We start from the raw sequence: 16732 nt of genomic DNA, 5'->3' as shown, positions 1-16732 counted from the left end.
CATCTCGGGCTGGCGCGAAAGCTGCTAAGGCCCCTGTATCGACGGCATCTTGGCGCCGGACAGGGGCTTTGTTTCCATGATTAATCTGCGTGTGCTGGTCATCTCCACCTTGCTGGCCTGCCTGGGCGGCTGCATGAACGTCAGCGACATGGCGTCGGGCGTCGAGTATCACCTGCGCGATGCCGGGCTGCTCGACCACAGCAAGACCCAGCGGCTGAACAACTTTCGGCTGCAGGCCGACTCCTACATTTACATAGCCCAAGGTGCCTTCGTCCCCATCGGACATCCCTATGCCCGTCCGAACGTGGTGGCGGAAGAGGCCTTCAAGGGCTTCGTGGAGTACTTTCCGCGAGTGAGGCGGGCGGACAAGCCGGAGGGCTTCGACGATGCCATGGCCAAGGCGCGGCAACTGGGCGCCCACTACCTGCTCTACACCCGTTTCGCCGGTGCGGACGACCGCATCGGTACCTGGGAGGAACTTGAGGATCAGGATGACATCGGCAGGGTAGGTCGTGATCGCAGTTCGGTGCAGATGATGCTGGTGGAGGTCGCGACCTTCCGCCTGGTGGACACGGCCAGTATCCGCAGCCGTGGCGGCTTCTTGACGTTCTATGACGAGCGCCCTGAAGACCTGCTCGGGCCGGCATTGAACGAGTACGCCCAACGCCTGTTGGGATTGGGGCCTAGATAAAGATCCACAGAGGAGAAGGGCGTGAGCCAGGTCGACGTGACACGGAATCTGCTGGCGCAGTTGCCGGCCAGCGAAGAGGGGCGCCTGCCGCCCGTGGAACGCTGGCATCCGCCGTTCTGCGGTGACATCGACATGCGCATCGCCCGCGACGGCACCTGGTATCACCAGGGCACGCCCATCACCCGGCCGGCTATGGTGCGGCTGTTCTCCACCATCCTGCGGCGCGATCCCGAGCGCTTCGTGCTGGTGACCCCCGTGGAGTGCGTGGGCATCCAGGTGGAAGACGTGCCATTCCTTGCCGTGGATGTCGAATGGAGTGGCAGCGGTACCGAGCAGATTCTGGATTTCCTCACTAACGTCGGCGACCGGGTTGGCGCTGGCGCCGAGCATCCGCTGCGCTTCGAAACCCACGATGAGCAGCCAGTGCCCTATCTGCGGGTGCGCGGCGGGCTGGACGCTCGGCTCAATCGAGCGGTCTTCTACCGGTTGATGGACAGGGTCGAGCAGGGCTTTTACGAGGGGCGGACGTGGCTCGGCCTCTGGAGTCGTGGGACGTTCTTCCCCGTCGCTCCCGCCGAATGAAGAAAGGGTCCCGAGGGACCCCTTCTTTTATCGCTTAGAGCCTGTTCAAAGGCTCGCGAGCTAGAGGCAAACAAGGCGAAAATGGCTGAGGAAGCGGAGTTTACAAGTAGTAAATGAGCATTCCGAAGCCATTTTCAACGCCGTTTGACCGACGCGCAGCAGCCTTTGAATAGGCTCTTACATGTTGGGGTAGTTGGGGCCACCGCTGCCTTCCGGCGCCACCCAGGTGATGTTTTGCGCCGGGTCCTTGATGTCGCAGGTCTTGCAGTGCACGCAGTTCTGGGCGTTGATCTGGAAGCGCGGCTCGCCGCCATCGCGGACCACCTCGTAGACCCCGGCCGGGCAATAGCGCTGGGCGGGTTCGTCATACAGCGGCAGGTTCTGGGCGATGGGGATCGACGGGTCCTTGAGCTTCAGATGAACCGGCTGGTCTTCCTCGTGGTTGGTGTTGGAGAGGAACACCGAGGACAGCTTGTCGAAGCTCAGCTTGCCATCCGGCTTGGGATAGCTGATGCGCGGCGCCTCGTCGGCCTTCTTCAGGCAGGTGTGGTCCATGCGCCGGTCGTGCAGGGTGAAGGGCAGGGCGCCACCCAGCAGGTTGTGCTCGACGAAGGCGAAGGCCGGACCGAGCAGCGGACCGAACTTGTGCATGGCCGGGCCGAAGTTGCGGCTGGCATGGAGTTCTTCCTGCAGCCAGCTGCCCTTGAAGCCGTCGACGTAACCCTGGAGTTCATCACCTTCGCGACCGGCCGCCAGGGCGGCGACGATGGCGTCAGCGGCGAGCATGCCGGACTTCATGGCGGTGTGACTGCCCTTGATCTTGGCCGGGTTGAGGGTGCCCAGGTCGCAACCGATCAGGGCGCCGCCGGGGAAGACCATCTTCGGCAGGGAATTCAGGCCGCCCTTGACCAGGGCGCGGGCACCGTAGGAGACGCGCTTGCCGCCTTCTAGGTACTGGGCCACCACCGGGTGGTGCTTGTAGCGCTGGAATTCGTCATAGGGCGACAGGTGCGGATTGCTGTACGCCAGGTCGACGATAAGGCCGACCACCACCTGGTTGTCTTCCAGGTGATAGAGGAAGGAGCCGCCCGGATTTTCCTTGTCCAGCGGCCAGCCGGAGGTGTGGATCACCAGGCCCTGCTCGTGCTTGGCCGGATCTATCTCCCATAGCTCCTTGATGCCGATGCCATAGTGCTGCGGATCGGCGCCCTCGCCGAGTTTGAATCTCTGGCCGAGCTGCTTGCCCAGGTGTCCACGGCAGCCTTCGGCGAACAGGGTGTACTTGCCGCGCAGTTCCATGCCGGGGGTGTAGACCCCCTCCTTGGGCTGGCCCTCGCGATCCACGCCCAGGTCGCCGGTGATGATGCCGCGCACCACGCCCTGCTCGTCGATCAGCGGCTCCTGGGCGGCGAAGCCCGGATAGATCTCCACGCCCAGGGCTTCGGCCTGCTGGCCCAGCCAGCGGCAGAGATTGCCCAGGGAGATGATGTAGTTGCCTTCGTTGTGCATCGGCTTGGGCACGAAGAAGTTGGGCACCTTGGTGGCCTGGCGCTCGTCCTTGAGCAGGTAGATGTCGTCGCGCTTGACCGGGGTGTTGAGCGGCGCGCCCAGTTCCTTCCAGTTGGGGAAGAGCTCGTCCAGCGCCCGTGGTTCGAAGACCGCACCGGAGAGGATGTGGGCGCCCACTTCGGAGCCTTTCTCCACCACGCAGACGCTGATTTCCTGGCCCTGTTCGGCCGCCTGCTGCTTGAGGCGACAGGCCGCGGACAGGCCCGCGGGGCCGGCCCCGACGATCACCACGTCGAATTCCATGTATTCGCGTTCCACGGCTCACTTCTCCTCAGGCAAAACTCACGATCTGGTTATGTATGTAGGGGTACAACAAAAGACTTCATTATATCTGGGGTGCTCCCTGACACCCATTCAAACGTTTGTTTAAATTTTCTGCAAGCCTGTTAGACTCGGTAGTGGCTGGCCCCTGACGGACTGTCGCGTTGACCCCTGCTGCCGTGGAGGTCAACATAGGAAGAATTTGCAACAAGGTTGGATCGGCAGGGGTCGTGTCCAACGCAAGGCCGCCTTGGCGTCCTGTTTATTCACCAGAATAAATCGAGGGATTCATGAAGGTTCTCGTAGCTGTCAAACGCGTGGTGGACTACAACGTCAAGGTCCGCGTCAAGGCCGACCAGACCGGGGTCGATCTGGCCAACGTCAAGATGTCCATGAACCCCTTCTGCGAAATCGCCGTGGAAGAAGCGGTGCGCCTGAAGGAAAAGGGTATCGCCAGCGAGATCGTGGTGGTGACCGCCGGTCCCGCCCAGGCGCAGGAGCAACTGCGTACCGCCCTGGCCCTCGGCGCCGACCGCGCCGTGCTGATCGACACCGGCACCGCCGAGCTGTCCTCGCTGACCACCGCCAAGCTGCTCAAGGCCGTGGTGGACAAGGAACAGCCGCAGCTGGTGATCCTTGGCAAGCAGGCCATCGACAGCGACAACAACCAGACCGGCCAGATGCTCGCCGCCCTGACCGGCTTCGCCCAGGGCACCTTCGCCTCCAAGGTGGAGCAGGCCGGTGACGGCCTCAACGTGACCCGCGAGATCGACGGCGGCCTGCAGACCGTGGCGCTCAAGCTGCCGGCGGTGGTGACCACCGACCTGCGTCTCAACGAGCCGCGCTACGCCTCCCTGCCCAACATCATGAAGGCCAAGAAGAAGCCGCTGGAAACCCTGACCCCCGACGCCCTGGGCGTGGCGGTGAAGGCCTCCTACGAGGTGGTCAAGGTGGAAGCCCCGGCCGGTCGCCAGGCGGGCATCAAGGTCAAGTCCGTGGCCGAACTGGTCGAAAAACTCAAGAACGAAGCGAAGGTGATCTGATGGCCATTCTCGTCATTGCCGACCACGACAACGCCAACCTCTTCGGCGCTACCCTGAACACTGTCGCCGCGGCCCAGGCCATAGGCGGCGACATCCATGTGCTGGTCGCCGGCCAGAATGCTCAGCCGGTCGCTGACGCTGCCGCCAAGGTCGCCGGTGTCAGCAAGGTGCTCTTGGCCGACAACGCCGCCTACGCTCATCAACTGCCGGAAAACGTCGCGCCCCTGGTGGTCGAGCTGGCCGCTAACTACAGCCACGTCCTGGCCGCCGCCAGCACCAACGGCAAGAACTTCCTGCCGCGCGTCGCGGCGCTGCTGGACGTCGACCAGATCTCCGAGATCATCGCCGTCGAATCCGCCGACACCTTCAAGCGGCCGATCTATGCCGGTAACGCCATCGCCACCGTGCGCTCCACCGCACCGATCAAGGTGATCACCGTGCGTGCCACCGGTTTCGATCCGGTCGCCGCCGAGGGCGGTTCCGCCGCCATCGAGGCCGTGGGCCTGGTCAAGGATGCCGGCATCTCCAGCTTCGTCGGCGAAGAGCTGGCCAAGTCCGATCGTCCCGAGCTGGGTGCCGCCAAGGTGGTGGTCTCCGGTGGTCGCGGGCTGCAGAACGGCGACAACTTCAAGATCCTCTACGCCCTGGCCGACAAGCTGGGTGCGGCGGTAGGCGCCTCGCGCGCCGCGGTGGACGCCGGCTTCGTGCCCAACGACATGCAGGTCGGCCAGACCGGCAAGATCGTCGCGCCGCAGCTGTACATCGCCGTGGGCATCTCCGGTGCCATCCAGCACCTGGCGGGCATGAAGGATTCCAAGGTGATCGTCGCCATCAACAAGGACGAGGAGGCACCTATCTTCCAGGTGGCCGACTACGGCCTGGTGGGCGATCTCTTCGAGCTGGTCCCGGAACTGGAAAAGGCCATCTAAGGCCTTTTCGCTCCAAAAAAGCCCGCCTTCTGGCGGGCTTTTTCATGAGCGTGGAAATCCTTATCGCAGAGGCGTTGGTGTCAAATAGGGGTGCGCCGATTCTTTGTCGTTTTTGGGCATTGCCGCTCTGGGAGCCTAGGGGGTAAGGTCAGCGCTATCTGTACCGGTATACCTCCAGGGTAGCCTGCTACTGTTCCGCTTTCGTCCAGGAAGACGCCATGACCAACCTGTTGCTCTATCAGCGTATCGCCCAGCAATTGGCGAACGACATTCGCAAGGGTGTCTACAAGCCCGGCGAGCGGGTGCCTTCGGTGCGCAAGCTGAGTCAGCAACTGGGCGTGAGTCATGCCAGCGTCCTGCAGGCCTACGCGACCCTGGAGGACCAGGGGCTGATCCGCGCCCGGCCGCAGTCCGGTTTCTATGTGCACCAGACCCCGGCGCTGACCGCGCCGACGCCGGACATCGCCACGGTGGAACGCCCGAGTCTGGTGACCCGCGCCGGCATCATCAGCCAGGTACTGGCCGAGTCCCGCCGCGAAGGGGTAGTGCCCCTGGGCATGGCGGTGCCCCAGACCGATTACCTGCCGTTGCGGGCGTTGCACCAGCAGCTGTCCAAGGTCACCCGCTTCCAGGCCCGCGCGGCCTTCTCCTATCTGCACAGTCCCGGCTTCGAACCCCTGCGGCGCCAGGTGGCCATCCGCCTGCGCGATGCCGGCGTGGTGGTAGGCCCGGAAGAGGTGGTGATCACCCATGGCTGCGTGGACGCCCTGCAGATGTCGCTGCGGGTGCTGACCAAGCCGGGCGATCTGATCGCCACCGAATCGCCGTCCTACTACGGCCTGCTGCAACTGGCCGAGGTGCTGGGCCTCAAGGTGATCGAGATCCCCTGCGATCCCGATACCGGCCTCAGTGTCGAGGCCTTGCAGCTGGCGGCCAGCCAGTGGCCGGTCAAGGCGCTGGTGGTGACGGCGCGGCTGAGCAACCCCATGGGTAGCAGCATGCCGGAGGCACGGCAGAAGCAGCTGCTCAAGCTGGCGACCGAGCGCAACATCGCCATCGTCGAAGACGACATCTATGGCGAGCTGACCTACGAGAGCGGCTCCAAGGCGCTCAAGGCCCTCGACAAGCAGGGACGCGTCATCTACTGCTCGAGCTTTTCCAAGACCCTGTCGCCCGGGGTACGCATTGGCTGGGTGGTGGCTGGCCCCTACCAGGACGATATCTGCCGGTTGCAGACCTTCACCACCCATTCGGCCTGCAGCGTGACCCAGATGGGAGTCTCCGCCTACCTGGAGAACGGTGGCTACGACCGCCACCTGAGGGCCATCCGCCAGGAATACCGGCGCAACATGACGGCTTTCCAACTGGCGATCCAGGAACACTTCCCGGAAGGGACCCAGATGAGCCGACCCGGTGGCGGTTTCGTGCTCTGGGTCAGCCTGCCGGTGCGGGTGGATACCCGGCTGCTGCACCAGCGCGCCCTCGACCAGGGGGTGAGCATCGCGCCGGGGATGATCTTCAGCAACACCGATCAGTTCAACCACTGCATCCGCCTCAATTGCGGCCTGCCCTGGGGGCGTGACGCCCAGCGGGCGCTGATGACGCTGGGCCTGCTCGCCCGTCAGCTCTGTCAGGAAACCCTGGCCGCCTAGCGGCCTCTCTGGAACCCGCCGAGGAGCGCTGGGTCGGTTGTAGGGACTGATCCTGCCGGGCTCGCCAAGCGGCGAGCGACGGCCCTGGCTGGGTGGTGGACCCTATGCGCGGATATCTGGCTGCGGTGGCAACGACGGCGCTCCTGTTCCTGGCCGGCTGCGATGGCGATTCCCCGCCGCCGGCAGCCAAGGCACCGGCCACTCCGGTGTCGCCGGTCGCCAAGGCACCGCCTTCAGCGAGTCAGGGTGACAGCAGTGCTGCCGAGTTGCGCGCCCTGCGCCTGGACCCGCTGCCTGCCAAGGCCCTGGTCCTGCCGGAGCCGCCGCCGAAGAAAAAGGATTTGGCGAAGAATACCCAGCTGAAAAAGCCTGCCCCGACCAAGGAGGCCGCGGTGATCCAGCGACCACTGGATCTCAGCGTGCCTGGCGATCTCGACAAGCCCCGGACCCTGGCCCCCCAGCGTGCCGCGGGTCATACCGAGCAGACGGTGGCCGAGTCGGGTTTGCTGCCGCCGTTGTTTCGCAGCGACAGCGATCCCGGTCGCTTCCAGCTGGGCGGGCGGGTCATCAGTCGTGATCGCAGCGACGACTTCGAGGGGGCAGAAGTGGAATTGCGCTTCCGGCGCTGAGCCGGGCCGCAGCTGAAACCGCTATCGGAACTTCATCGGCCCCGCGCTTGCCGACAGTTCAGGTGGTGGACACGTCGTCCGCCTGGCTGAGGGAGCGTTCCATGCCCAGTGCGACAGGCAAGATTCGTTATGCGGTGGTAGGCGGTGGTTGGATTTCCCAGGGCGCCTTCATGCCGGGGATCGGCCAGACCAGCAACTCCGAGATGACCGCCCTGGTCACCGGCGATCCGATCAAGGCGCGCGACCTGGCCGCCAAGTACGGTCTCAAGAGCTATACCTACGAAGAATTTCCGACGCTGCTGTCGTCCGGTGAGATCGATGCGATCTACCTGGCGACGCCCAATTTCCGCCATCTGGAATTCGCTGTACCGGCGCTGGAAGCCGGTATCCACGTCCTGCTGGAAAAGCCGATGGCGATCAGCGAGGAAGAGTGCCGCGCGATCAACGCCGCGGCTGAACGCTCCGGCGCCAAGCTAATGATCGCCTATCGTCTGCATTGCGAACCGGGCACGGTCGAAATGATCGAGCGGGTGCGCAATGGCGAGATCGGTGATCCGCGACTGTTCACCTCGACCTTCGTCCAGCCGCTCGACACCGCCAATCATCGAGCGCAAAACGGTTTCTGGGCGGGTCCGGTCACCGACATGGGGCCTTATCCGCTCAATGCCGTGCGCGGGCTGTTCGGCGATGAGCCCATCGAGGTCAGTGCCGTGGGTGCGCGGACACCTGGGCGTGACGTCACCACCTGGGATGCCGTGAGCGTGACCCTGAGGTTTCCGCAGGACCGCCTGGCCACCTTCACCGTCAGTTTCAGCGGCCCCAACACCGAGCGCTTCCAGTTGGTGGGCAGCAAGGGCGAGATCGAGGCGTCGCCGTGTTTTGGCTTCGGCGAAGGCGTCGCCATCGGCTACCGCCTGACGGTGGACGGCGAGACCAGCGAGCACAAGGCGCCGGTGGTCGATCATTTCGGCGGCGAAACGGCCTATTTCTCCGACTGCATCCTCCAGGATCGTCTGCCGGAGATGGACGGCGAGGAGGGCTGGCGCGACGTGCGGGTGCTGGCAGCCATCGAGCGGGCGCTGGAGACGGGCCAGGTGCAACGCCTGGAGCCGCTGCCCAAACGCCAGGGGCCGACTCGCGAGCAGGTACGCAGTCTGCCACTGGCCAAGGTGCCTGAGTACGTCAATACCAAGGAGCCACTGGAGTCCTGAGACGACGAGGCCCTGCGGCACGGAGGTGCGGCAGGGCCCCGCTCAGCAAGTCAGGTTACGCGTTCAGCGGTCCTGGGCCTCCTTAGCGTCCATCTCGGCATTGCGCTGCCGAATCTTGGCTTTCTGTTCGTCGGTCAGGGGCACCTTGCGGGCGGTGTCCTTGAGCATGAATAGGCCGCCGACCACGGAGCCGATGGCGACCAGCAGGATCAACCAGGCATACCAGGGCATCTGTCTTCTCCTTGAGTGGCTATGATCCTTCGACCACGGGAGAGCTTATCAGTGCGCCCGGCAGGGGGCGTTATCGCGTTTGCGCCAGGCGGCGTAACCCAGGTCGTAGAGCCAGTTGAACGCCAGGGTGTAGGGCAGGAAGAACAGCAGCAACCCGAGATCCAGCAGGAAGGCTTCCCACAGGCCGGTGGACAGCCACCAGGCAGCGAGGGGCACCAGCATCACGACCAGTCCGCCTTCGAAGCCAAGGGCGTGGAGCAGGCGGATGCCGAGGCCGCGCTGGAAGCCCAGGCGCTGCTGCAGGTGGTCGAACGCCAGGTTGAAGAGCAGGTTCCAGACCATGGCGACGGCGGAGAACGCCGCGGTGAGCAGACCCAGGTGCACCAGGGATCTGTCCAGTAGCCAAGCGAGGGTCGGCGCGCAGAGCAGGATGGCGATACCTTCGAACAGCAGGCTGTGCAGCACACGGGCAGCGGCTGGGCGGTGGGTGAGGGCGGTGGACATGTGGCGTCTCCCCTTGATGGACAGGGCCCTAGTCTCATCGGCTAAGCTAGGGAGATCAAAGTGGGTCCCATAGGCTGAGCCGATATGTATCCCAATGCAGATGCCCTGGAAGCCTTCGTCGAGTCGGCCACGGCGGGCTCCTTCAGCGCAGCGGCACGCGCGCTGGGCAAGCGTCAGTCCAGCATCAGCGAGAGCATCGCCCGCCTCGAAGACGAACTGGGCGTGACCCTGTTCGACCGCCAGGGCCGCTATCCGCGGCTCACCGCCGCTGGCGAGCAGTTACTCGACCAGGCCCGCGCCGTGCTCTCGGCCCACGACCGTCTGGCCAATCGCGCGACTCAGCTGGCGGCCGGGGTGGAGCCGCGCTTGACCCTGGTGATCTCCGATACCTACCAGCCTACCCGCTACGAAGCCCTGCTGGCGGAGCTGGACCAGCGCTATCCCGATCTCGAATTCGAATGCCTGATCGCCGAGGATGCCGATGTGCTCAGCCTGGTGCAGGGACGGGCCGACCTGGGCCTGCTGGCCGCCCAGCCGCCCTATCCGGCGGACATCGAGGCGGCTACCCTGGACGGCCTGGTGACCTTCGGCCTGTACGTCGCAACCGATCATCCCTTGGCGGCGTTGCCAGCGGTCACGCCGGCAGACCTTGCGCCTTATCGGCTATTGCGCCTGAGCACCGTGACCGAGTCGGCGCGCCAGGCCTGCCATCTGCCGGATACCCGAGGGCGGTGCTGGTCGGCGCCGGACTATCTGTTGCTGCTGGACATGGCGGTGCAGGGCTTTGGCTGGGCGGAATTGCCGCTCTGGCTGGTGGCGACCTTCGGTCAGGAGCGCCTGGTGGAACTGGCCGTACCCGGCTGGCCGCAGCGGGTGGCGGTGGATGTGGTCTGGTCGCGCCGTCGGCCGCTGGGACCGGCCGGCAACTGGCTACGCGAACGCCTGCTCAAGCCCGGTTGAGGTAGGGGTGGACAGTGGCGCCGAGACCCTGGCGGGCAGCCGACGAGTGCCCGCGCCGCGCTTTTCTGCGAAAATGCCGGCCTTTGCCGTTTTGCCGAGAGCCTCCATGTCCGCCTGCCCGTCCCCGATCATCGTCGCCCTGGATTTCCCCTCGTCGTCCGCCGCCCTGGCGCTGGCCGACCGGCTTGACCCCGCCACCTGCCGGGTCAAGGTGGGCAAGGAGCTGTTCACCGCCAGCGCTGCCGGCGTGGTGGAGGCCCTGCGCGCACGCGGCTTCGAGGTCTTTCTCGATCTCAAATTCCACGACATCCCCAATACCACCGCCATGGCGGTGAAGGCAGCGGCGGAAATGGGCGTCTGGATGGTCAACGTCCACTGCTCGGGCGGCCTGCGCATGATGACCGCCTGTCGCGAGACCCTGGAGGCCTTCAACGGACCCAAGCCGCTGCTGATCGGCGTGACCGTGCTGACCAGCATGGAACGCGAGGACCTGGCCGACATCGGCCTGGACGTCGATCCCCAGGAACAGGTGCTGCGCCTGGCCGGTCTGGCCGCTCGCGCCGGCCTGGACGGCCTGGTCTGCTCGGCCCAGGAGGCGCCGGCGCTCAAGGCCGCGCAACCCGGGCTGCAACTGGTCACCCCCGGCATCCGTCCGGCCGGCAGCGCCCTGGACGACCAGCGTCGCATTCTCACCCCGCGCGAGGCCCTCGACGCCGGCTCCGACTACCTGGTGATCGGCCGTCCCATCGCCCGCGCCGCCGATCCGGCCCGCGCCGTGGAAGACATCCTCGCCAGCCTGAAATAAGCGTTAAACCTCCGGCGCGAGGCTGCCGGCGGCGGGGGCTGCTATTCTCGTCCTGCAGGCCGACGCCTTCTTGTGTCGGCGCACGGCGAGAGACCTCAGGGTATGCACGATAGGTTGAACGCCTGTCTCAAGGCGGTAGACGGCGTTTTGTTGGGCAAGGAAACCCAGGTCCGGCTGGCGCTGGCCTGCCTGTTGGCGCGGGGGCACCTGTTGATCGAGGACCTGCCCGGCATGGGCAAGACCACCCTCAGCCACGCCCTGGCCAAGGTGCTGGGGTTGTCCTTCCAGCGCATCCAGTTCACCTCGGACCTCTTGCCCGGCGATATCCTCGGCACCTCGGTGTTCGATCGCGACAGCGGCCAGTTCGTCTTCCATCCCGGGCCGGTGTTCGCCGAGTTGCTGCTGGCCGACGAGATCAACCGCGCCACGCCCAAGAGCCAGAGCGCCCTGCTCGAAGCCATGGAGGAGGGCCAGGTGACCATCGAGGGCGCCACCCGGCCGCTGCCCGAGCCCTTCTTCGTCATCGCCACCCAGAATCCCATCTCCCAGGGCGGCACCTTCGCCCTGCCGGAATCCCAGCTCGACCGCTTCCTGATGCGGCTGTCTCTCGGCTATCCCGGTCGCGCCGCGGAGCGCGCCCTGCTGCTCGGCGGCTCCGGGCGCGAGCAACTGCCGCGGCTGGAGCCGCTGCTGGATCATGCCCAGCTACGGCTGATCCAGGCCGAGGTGCCGCGTATCCATGCCAGCGAGGCGGTAGTGGACTATGTGCTGCGCCTGGTGGAGGCGACCCGCAGCCAGGCTACCTTCGCCCTGGGCCTGTCACCCCGCGGCAGCCTGGCGCTGCTGGCCGCGGCGCGCGCCTGGGCCCTGCTGGCCGGGCGCGATCACGTGCTGCCCGAGGACGTCCAGACGGTGCTGCCGGCGGTGGCTGGCCATCGCCTGCGTGACATCGCCGATCCCGCCGGGCATGGGGGTGGCGCCCTGGTGCAGTGGCTGCTGCGCGAAGTCCCGGCACTGTGACCGGCGGCGCCTGGCAGCGCTATCGAGACGGCTGGCTGGCGCGGCGGATTCCGCCGGCCAATCGCATCACCCTCGATCAGCGGCGGATCTTCATCCTGCCCACCCGCCAGGGGGCGGCCTTCGGCCTGGCCTTGGCGCTGATGCTGCTGGCTGGCATCAACTATCAGAACAGCCTGGCCTATGGCCTGACCTTCCTGCTGTTCTCCCTGGCTCTGGTGACCATGCTGCACACCTATCGCAACCTGGCCGGCCTGCACCTGGCGGGTGGTGGCGCCAGCCCGGTGTTCGCCGGCGAGGCGGCGGGCTTTCGCGTGCGCCTGGAAAGCGAGCGACGGGCGCACCAGGCCATCGGGCTGGGCTGGCGAGACCAGCCGCTGGTGCTGAGCGACGTACCCGCGGGTGAGGGGGTGGCCCTGCAGCTGTTCCACACGGCGCCGAAGCGTGGCTGGCTGCGACCCGGACGCCTGCGGGTGGAAAGCCGCTTCCCGCTGGGTCTGTTCGTCGCCTGGAGTTGGCTGGATCTGGACGTTCGCGGCCTGGTCTATCCGCCGCCCCTGTTGAACGCCCCCTTGCCGCGCAGCGGACTGGATGCGGGGGGCGAGGAAGGACAGCGCAGCGCCGGTCAGGGCGCCGATGATTTCCAGGGGCTGCGTGCCTACCAGCCGGGCGACTCCCGCCGCCGCCTGGACTGGAAGGCGTTTTCCCGCGGACAGGGACTGTTGGTGAAGGACTTCAGCGCCCTGGTGGGCAGCGAACTCTGGCTGGATTTCAGCGTACTCGATGGCGACACCGAGACGCGGCTGTCCTGGCTGTGCCAGGCGGTGTTGGATTGCAGCACCCGTCAGTTGCGCTTCGGCCTGCGCCTGCCTGGGGTGGAGCTGGCACCCGCCACTGGCGAGAGCCATCGTGACGCGGTGCTGCAGGCCCTGGCGCTGTTCGGGCGCCCCGCATGAGCACGGCTGCCCCCCAGGCGATTCCCCGCATCGCCCTGATCTGGCTGCTGGTGGCCCAGGCGTTGGTGATCCTGCCGCACCTCACCCATCTGCCGCCCTGGGTCGGCCTGCTCTGGGCCTTCTGTGCCGGTTGGCGGGTACTGCTGTTCCGCATGCAGGTACGGGCGCCGACGCGGATCGAGAAGGGTGGCCTGCTGCTGCTGACCATGGGCGGCATCTGGCTGTCGCGCGGCTCCTTCATCGGCCTGGATGCCGGTGCCGTGCTGCTGCTGGTGACCTTCGCCTTGAAGCTGATCGAGCTGCACAGCCGGCGCGATGCTCTGGTGGTGATCTATCTGGGCTTCTTCGCCGTGGTGATCGCCTATCTCTTCGAGGACGGCCTGCTCGCGGCGCTCTACAGCCTGCTGCCGGTGACCGCCCTGGTGGCGGCCCTGATCGGCCTGCAACAGAGCGCCCTGGCCACGCGGCCGCTGGCGACCCTGGCGGTGGCGGCCAAGCTGCTGTTGCAGGCGGTGCCGCTGATGATACTGCTGTTCCTGGTCTTTCCTCGGCTCGGCCCGCTTTGGTCGCTGCCGCAGCCGGGCGACCAGGCGCGTACCGGGCTGGGCGAGAGCATGGCACCGGGGGAGATCGCCCAGCTCTCGCAGTCCGCCGAGCGGGTATTCCGGGTCAGTTTCGACGGCGAGCGTCCCGCCCAGCGCGACCTCTATTGGCGCGCCACCACCTACGAGCGCTTCGACGGAGCCCGCTGGTCGGTCGATCCCGATACGGCCTGGAGTCCGGAGCCAGCCTGGACGCCCAGCGGCCCCAGTCTGGGCTATCAGATCATCATGGAGCCCAGTGGGCGCCCCTGGCTCTACGGTCTGGACGTGGCGCGCAGCGATCAGCGGGACGTGCGGCTGGCCAGCGACTTCCATCTGCAACGTCGGCGGCCGGTGGACCAGGCCCTGCGCTATCAGGTGACCAGTTGGCCGCAGGCGGTACGCGAAGCGGGGCGGCTATCCGCCTCCAGCCAGCGGCGGGTCCTGCAATTACCGGCTGGTGGCGAACCTCGCACCCGTGCCTGGGTGGCCCAGCTCAAGGCGCGCGATCCGCGGCCTGCGGCCCTGGCCGAGGCGATCCTCGCCTATTTCCGCCAGCAGCCCTTCGTCTATACCCTGCAACCGCCCACGGCGAGCGTCGACGCCATCGACGCCTTCCTGTTCGATAACCGCCGCGGCTTCTGTGCGCATTACGCCGGCGCCATGGCCTTCGCCCTGCGGGTGGCGGGTATCCCGGCACGGGTGGTGGCGGGCTACCAGGGCGGGGAATTCAACGCCGCGGGGGGCTACCTGCTGGTGCAACAATTCGATGCCCATGCCTGGGTGGAGTTCTGGCTGCCGGAGCGCGGCTGGGTCAGTGTCGACCCCACGGCCCAGGTGGCGCCCACACGAATCGAACGGGGTCTGCAGGAGGCCCTGGCCGCTCAGGGCGCGGCCAACGAGTTTCTGGCCGACAATCCCTTCGCCGCCAACCGCTATCGCAACCTGGCCTGGCTCACCAGCCTGCGGCTGGGCTGGGACCGGATCAACTATGGCTGGCAGCGCTGGGTACTCAACTACGAAGGAGAGACCCAGGGCGAGCTGTTCAAGCGGCTGCTGGGTGACAGTGGCCTGCAGCGACTGGGCCTGGTGCTGGCGCTGCTGGTACTGGCCGTGCTCGGGCTCATGGCGCTGCTGGTGTTGCGACCCTGGCAACGTACCCGCGATCCGCTGTTGGCGCGCTTCGCGCAGTTCGAGCGGCTGCTGGCGCGCCAGGGGGTGGTGCGTCAGGGCGGCGAGACGGCCGGAGCCTTCGCCCGGCGGGCGATGCAGTCCTTGCCGGCGGCACAGGCGGAAATCGCCGCCTTCAGCGACGCCTTCCAGGCGCAGCGCTATGCCGGCCGGCCGCAAGACCTCGCGGTGCTCGAGCGGGCGCTGAAACGGCTGCGACGACAGTTGCGCGCGGGCTAGCTCCGCCGCCCGGGCCGCTAGGCGCGCAGGGAGACGCCCGTGGGCAGGCTGTCCGGCTCCTGCAGGGCGAAGGCCACCAGGCAGACCAGACCAGCCAGGATCAGGGATTGCGGATGGGCACTGCCCAGGGCCTGGGCGACGCAGCCCAGGCCCAAAAACAGCAGGACGACGGAGGTGAGGGTAGTGACCGAGCGCATGACGGGTCTCCAGAAAGGTGCGGGCATCTTGCCGCCTGTCGGGCAACCGTGCGAATGCGCTCTCGCTATGGGGGCTATAGGCGCAACTGGCGGATCGCCTGGTTCAGGGTGCCTGCAAGACCGGCCAGTTCGGTGCTGGTGGCGGCCGACTCCTGCGTGAGCAGCATGGTCCTTTCGGTGACGTCGCGGATGCCTACGACCGACCTGCTCATCTCTTCCGCCACCTGGGCTTGCTGTTCCGCAGCGACGGCGATCTGGGTGTTGCTGTCGCGCATCTGGGTCACGGCGGCGGTGATGTCGGCCAGGGCCTGACCGGCGGCGCCGGCCTGGACCACGCAGTCGTCGGCCTTGAGCGAGCTGTCGCGCATGAATTCCACGGCGTCGCGGGTGCCGGCCTGGAGGCCGTCGACCATGCGGGTGATCTCGTCGGTGGACCCCTGGACGCGTTTGGCCAGGTTACGGACCTCATCGGCCACCACGGCGAAGCCACGGCCGGCTTCTCCGGCGCGGGCCGCCTCGATGGCGGCGTTGAGGGCCAGTAGGTTGGTCTGCTCGGCGATGCCATGGATGACGTTGACCACGCTGGTGATGCGCTCGCTGTTCTCGGCCAGCTCCTGGATCATCACCGCGGTCTGCTGCACGCCCTGGGAAAGGTCGGCGATGGAATGGCTGACGCGCTCCACCGCCTGTTGGCCGGCATTGGCCAGGCGGTCGGCTTCCTGGGACTGGTCGCGGGTACCGGCGGCGTGTTCGGCGATCTGCTGCACCGTGGCGCTCATCTCGTTGATCGCCGTGGCGGCCTGGTCGGTCTCCTGCTGCTGATCCTGCATGCCGCCCCGCACGCCCTGCATACCGCTGACCAGGCGCCCGGCGCCTTCGTCCAGTTGCGCAGCGCTGGCGGCGACGGTGCCGACCACCCGGGTATAGCTGTCCTGCATGGCGTTGAAGGCCTGGGTCATCTGCCCGACCTCGTCGCGCCCGCGCACCTCGACCCGGGCGGTGAGGTCACCCTCGCGTTCCACCCGCAGCATGGTGTCCTTGAGCCGTTGCAAATTGCCGAGGATGAAGCGAATCAAGAGCTGCGAGGCCACCAGCAGCACCAGCATCAGTACCCCCACGGCCAGGGCGTATTCCGGGGCGCGGGCCAGGAAGATCTCGCCGAAGGTCGGGGCGCTGAGAGAGGCAGCTGCCTCGCCCACGGCGGCCTTGACCGCCTTGAGCTGCTCGGCGCGGCCGGCGACTTCCAGCTGCATGGCGAACAGTACCAGCAGCAGACTGGTGAGGAAGGCGACGGCATTCACCGCCCAGAACTTGTACTTGAGGGAGATATCACGCAGCCAGGCGAACATAGGGGGCATCCAGTCGGCGGGGCGGCATAGCCTGACAGGCCGGCGCGCCTCGAATCTTGACTGGCGTCAACGTCCTGCAGGGAGGAGGGCGACGCCGTGGAATAAGCCCTGAGGTTAACGGCTTGCGCCTTCACGACTTTAGCGCAGCGGCGCCC

Annotated in this window: 17 protein-coding genes; 12 read left to right on the top strand and 5 right to left on the bottom strand. The window is 66.6% G+C overall.

The genetic code is table 11. The features are described 5' to 3' along the window. Positions 1 to 76: 76 nt before the first annotated feature. Together QZ471_RS05930 and QZ471_RS05925 are read left to right on the top strand one after the other, a co-directional pair. Positions 77 to 691: a DUF4823 domain-containing protein gene (locus QZ471_RS05930; protein ID WP_295461736.1), complete on the top strand. Its 615-nt coding sequence runs from the start codon at positions 77 to 79 to the stop codon at positions 689 to 691. A gap of 21 nt (positions 692 to 712) precedes the next feature. Then, positions 713 to 1273: a DUF1285 domain-containing protein gene (locus QZ471_RS05925; protein WP_295461734.1), complete on the top strand. Its 561-nt coding sequence runs from the start codon at positions 713 to 715 to the stop codon at positions 1271 to 1273. Between the two features lie 177 nt (positions 1274 to 1450). Here QZ471_RS05925 and QZ471_RS05920 read toward each other — a convergent pair whose 3' ends face one another. Continuing rightward, positions 1451 to 3100 carry an electron transfer flavoprotein-ubiquinone oxidoreductase gene (locus QZ471_RS05920; protein WP_295461732.1) on the bottom strand — a complete coding sequence of 550 codons (1650 nt, stop codon included), beginning with the start codon at positions 3098 to 3100 and terminating at the stop codon, positions 1451 to 1453. Positions 3101 to 3393: 293 nt separating this feature from the next. Here QZ471_RS05920 and QZ471_RS05915 point away from each other — a divergent pair, with 293 nt between their 5' ends. The 5 genes from QZ471_RS05915 (at position 3394) to QZ471_RS05895 (ending at position 8567) form a co-directional block, all read left to right on the top strand. Further along, on the top strand, positions 3394 to 4146 hold the full coding sequence (locus tag QZ471_RS05915; protein WP_027599021.1) for an electron transfer flavoprotein subunit beta/FixA family protein: 753 nt from the start codon (positions 3394 to 3396) through the stop codon (positions 4144 to 4146). Then, positions 4146 to 5075, top strand: coding sequence for an FAD-binding protein (locus QZ471_RS05910; RefSeq protein ID WP_295461728.1), 930 nt, complete (start codon positions 4146 to 4148; stop codon positions 5073 to 5075). The genes QZ471_RS05915 and QZ471_RS05910 overlap by 1 nt, the downstream gene beginning before the upstream one ends. A gap of 218 nt (positions 5076 to 5293) precedes the next feature. Next, complete coding sequence (locus tag QZ471_RS05905) at positions 5294 to 6727, top strand: PLP-dependent aminotransferase family protein (protein WP_295461726.1); 1434 nt, start codon at positions 5294 to 5296, stop codon at positions 6725 to 6727. 104 nt (positions 6728 to 6831) lie between these two features. Then, positions 6832 to 7356, top strand: coding sequence for a hypothetical protein (locus QZ471_RS05900; RefSeq protein WP_295461725.1), 525 nt, complete (start codon positions 6832 to 6834; stop codon positions 7354 to 7356). A gap of 101 nt (positions 7357 to 7457) precedes the next feature. Continuing rightward, positions 7458 to 8567: a Gfo/Idh/MocA family oxidoreductase gene (locus QZ471_RS05895; RefSeq protein ID WP_295461723.1), complete on the top strand. Its 1110-nt coding sequence runs from the start codon at positions 7458 to 7460 to the stop codon at positions 8565 to 8567. Between the two features lie 63 nt (positions 8568 to 8630). Here the strand turns inward: QZ471_RS05895 and QZ471_RS05890 are convergent, their stop codons facing one another. Both QZ471_RS05890 and QZ471_RS05885 read right to left on the bottom strand, forming a co-directional pair. Then, the gene (locus QZ471_RS05890; protein ID WP_295461721.1) at positions 8631 to 8798 is read right to left on the bottom strand and encodes a DUF2897 family protein; all 168 of its coding nucleotides are present in this window, start codon (positions 8796 to 8798) and stop codon (positions 8631 to 8633) included. A gap of 48 nt (positions 8799 to 8846) precedes the next feature. Further along, positions 8847 to 9302 (bottom strand): multidrug/biocide efflux PACE transporter, encoded by a 456-nt coding sequence (locus QZ471_RS05885; RefSeq protein ID WP_295461719.1) that lies wholly within the window; start codon positions 9300 to 9302, stop codon positions 8847 to 8849. An 84-nt stretch (positions 9303 to 9386) separates the two neighbouring features. On the opposite strand from QZ471_RS05885, the gene QZ471_RS05880 reads away from it, so the two are divergent. The 5 genes from QZ471_RS05880 to QZ471_RS05860 all read left to right on the top strand — a co-directional run bounded on the left by QZ471_RS05880 (position 9387) and on the right by QZ471_RS05860 (position 15031). After that, the gene (locus QZ471_RS05880) at positions 9387 to 10262 is read left to right on the top strand and encodes a LysR family transcriptional regulator (RefSeq protein WP_295461717.1); all 876 of its coding nucleotides are present in this window, start codon (positions 9387 to 9389) and stop codon (positions 10260 to 10262) included. A 106-nt stretch (positions 10263 to 10368) separates the two neighbouring features. Next, positions 10369 to 11067 carry an orotidine-5'-phosphate decarboxylase gene (pyrF, locus tag QZ471_RS05875; protein WP_295461715.1) on the top strand — a complete coding sequence of 233 codons (699 nt, stop codon included), beginning with the start codon at positions 10369 to 10371 and terminating at the stop codon, positions 11065 to 11067. Between the two features lie 102 nt (positions 11068 to 11169). Continuing rightward, a complete protein-coding gene (locus QZ471_RS05870) occupies positions 11170 to 12087 on the top strand; it encodes an AAA family ATPase (protein ID WP_295461713.1) in 918 nt (305 codons plus the stop codon). Continuing rightward, positions 12084 to 13040, top strand: a complete 957-nt coding sequence (locus tag QZ471_RS05865) for a DUF58 domain-containing protein (protein ID WP_295461711.1) — start codon at positions 12084 to 12086, stop codon at positions 13038 to 13040. Before QZ471_RS05870 ends, QZ471_RS05865 begins: the two co-directional genes overlap by 4 nt. Then, positions 13037 to 15031 carry a DUF3488 and transglutaminase-like domain-containing protein gene (locus QZ471_RS05860; protein ID WP_295461709.1) on the top strand — a complete coding sequence of 665 codons (1995 nt, stop codon included), beginning with the start codon at positions 13037 to 13039 and terminating at the stop codon, positions 15029 to 15031. Before QZ471_RS05865 ends, QZ471_RS05860 begins: the two co-directional genes overlap by 4 nt. Positions 15032 to 15048: 17 nt before the next feature. Here QZ471_RS05860 and QZ471_RS05855 read toward each other — a convergent pair whose 3' ends face one another. Both QZ471_RS05855 and QZ471_RS05850 read right to left on the bottom strand, forming a co-directional pair. Then, a complete protein-coding gene (locus QZ471_RS05855) occupies positions 15049 to 15228 on the bottom strand; it encodes a hypothetical protein (protein ID WP_295461707.1) in 180 nt (59 codons plus the stop codon). A 74-nt stretch (positions 15229 to 15302) separates the two neighbouring features. Beyond that, a complete protein-coding gene (locus tag QZ471_RS05850; RefSeq protein WP_295461705.1) occupies positions 15303 to 16577 on the bottom strand; it encodes a methyl-accepting chemotaxis protein in 1275 nt (424 codons plus the stop codon). Positions 16578 to 16732 lie beyond the last annotated feature (155 nt).

Source organism: uncultured Pseudomonas sp. (assembly GCF_913774235.1).
Taxonomy (GTDB): domain Bacteria; phylum Pseudomonadota; class Gammaproteobacteria; order Pseudomonadales; family Pseudomonadaceae; genus Chryseomonas.
The sequence above is the reverse complement of the archived record's forward strand: the minus strand, read 5'-3'. Positions and strand labels throughout refer to the sequence as shown.

Bases quoted from the DNA above. Each gene is read 5' to 3' on its own strand.
- QZ471_RS05930 (WP_295461736.1), top strand. From the start codon at position 77: ATGATTAATCTGCGTGTGCTGGTCATCTCCACCTTGCTGGCCTGCCTG.
- QZ471_RS05915 (WP_027599021.1), top strand. From the start codon at position 3,394: ATGAAGGTTCTCGTAGCTGTCAAACGCGTGGTGGACTACAACGTCAAG.
- QZ471_RS05910 (WP_295461728.1), top strand. From the start codon at position 4,146: ATGGCCATTCTCGTCATTGCCGACCACGACAACGCCAACCTCTTCGGC.
- QZ471_RS05905 (WP_295461726.1), top strand. From the start codon at position 5,294: ATGACCAACCTGTTGCTCTATCAGCGTATCGCCCAGCAATTGGCGAAC.
- QZ471_RS05900 (WP_295461725.1), top strand. From the start codon at position 6,832: ATGCGCGGATATCTGGCTGCGGTGGCAACGACGGCGCTCCTGTTCCTG.
- QZ471_RS05895 (WP_295461723.1), top strand. From the start codon at position 7,458: ATGCCCAGTGCGACAGGCAAGATTCGTTATGCGGTGGTAGGCGGTGGT.
- QZ471_RS05890 (WP_295461721.1), bottom strand. From the start codon at position 8,798: ATGCCCTGGTATGCCTGGTTGATCCTGCTGGTCGCCATCGGCTCCGTG.
- QZ471_RS05885 (WP_295461719.1), bottom strand. From the start codon at position 9,302: ATGTCCACCGCCCTCACCCACCGCCCAGCCGCTGCCCGTGTGCTGCAC.
- QZ471_RS05880 (WP_295461717.1), top strand. From the start codon at position 9,387: ATGTATCCCAATGCAGATGCCCTGGAAGCCTTCGTCGAGTCGGCCACG.
- pyrF (WP_295461715.1), top strand. From the start codon at position 10,369: ATGTCCGCCTGCCCGTCCCCGATCATCGTCGCCCTGGATTTCCCCTCG.
- QZ471_RS05870 (WP_295461713.1), top strand. From the start codon at position 11,170: ATGCACGATAGGTTGAACGCCTGTCTCAAGGCGGTAGACGGCGTTTTG.
- QZ471_RS05860 (WP_295461709.1), top strand. From the start codon at position 13,037: ATGAGCACGGCTGCCCCCCAGGCGATTCCCCGCATCGCCCTGATCTGG.
- QZ471_RS05855 (WP_295461707.1), bottom strand. From the start codon at position 15,228: ATGCGCTCGGTCACTACCCTCACCTCCGTCGTCCTGCTGTTTTTGGGC.
- QZ471_RS05850 (WP_295461705.1), bottom strand. From the start codon at position 16,577: ATGTTCGCCTGGCTGCGTGATATCTCCCTCAAGTACAAGTTCTGGGCG.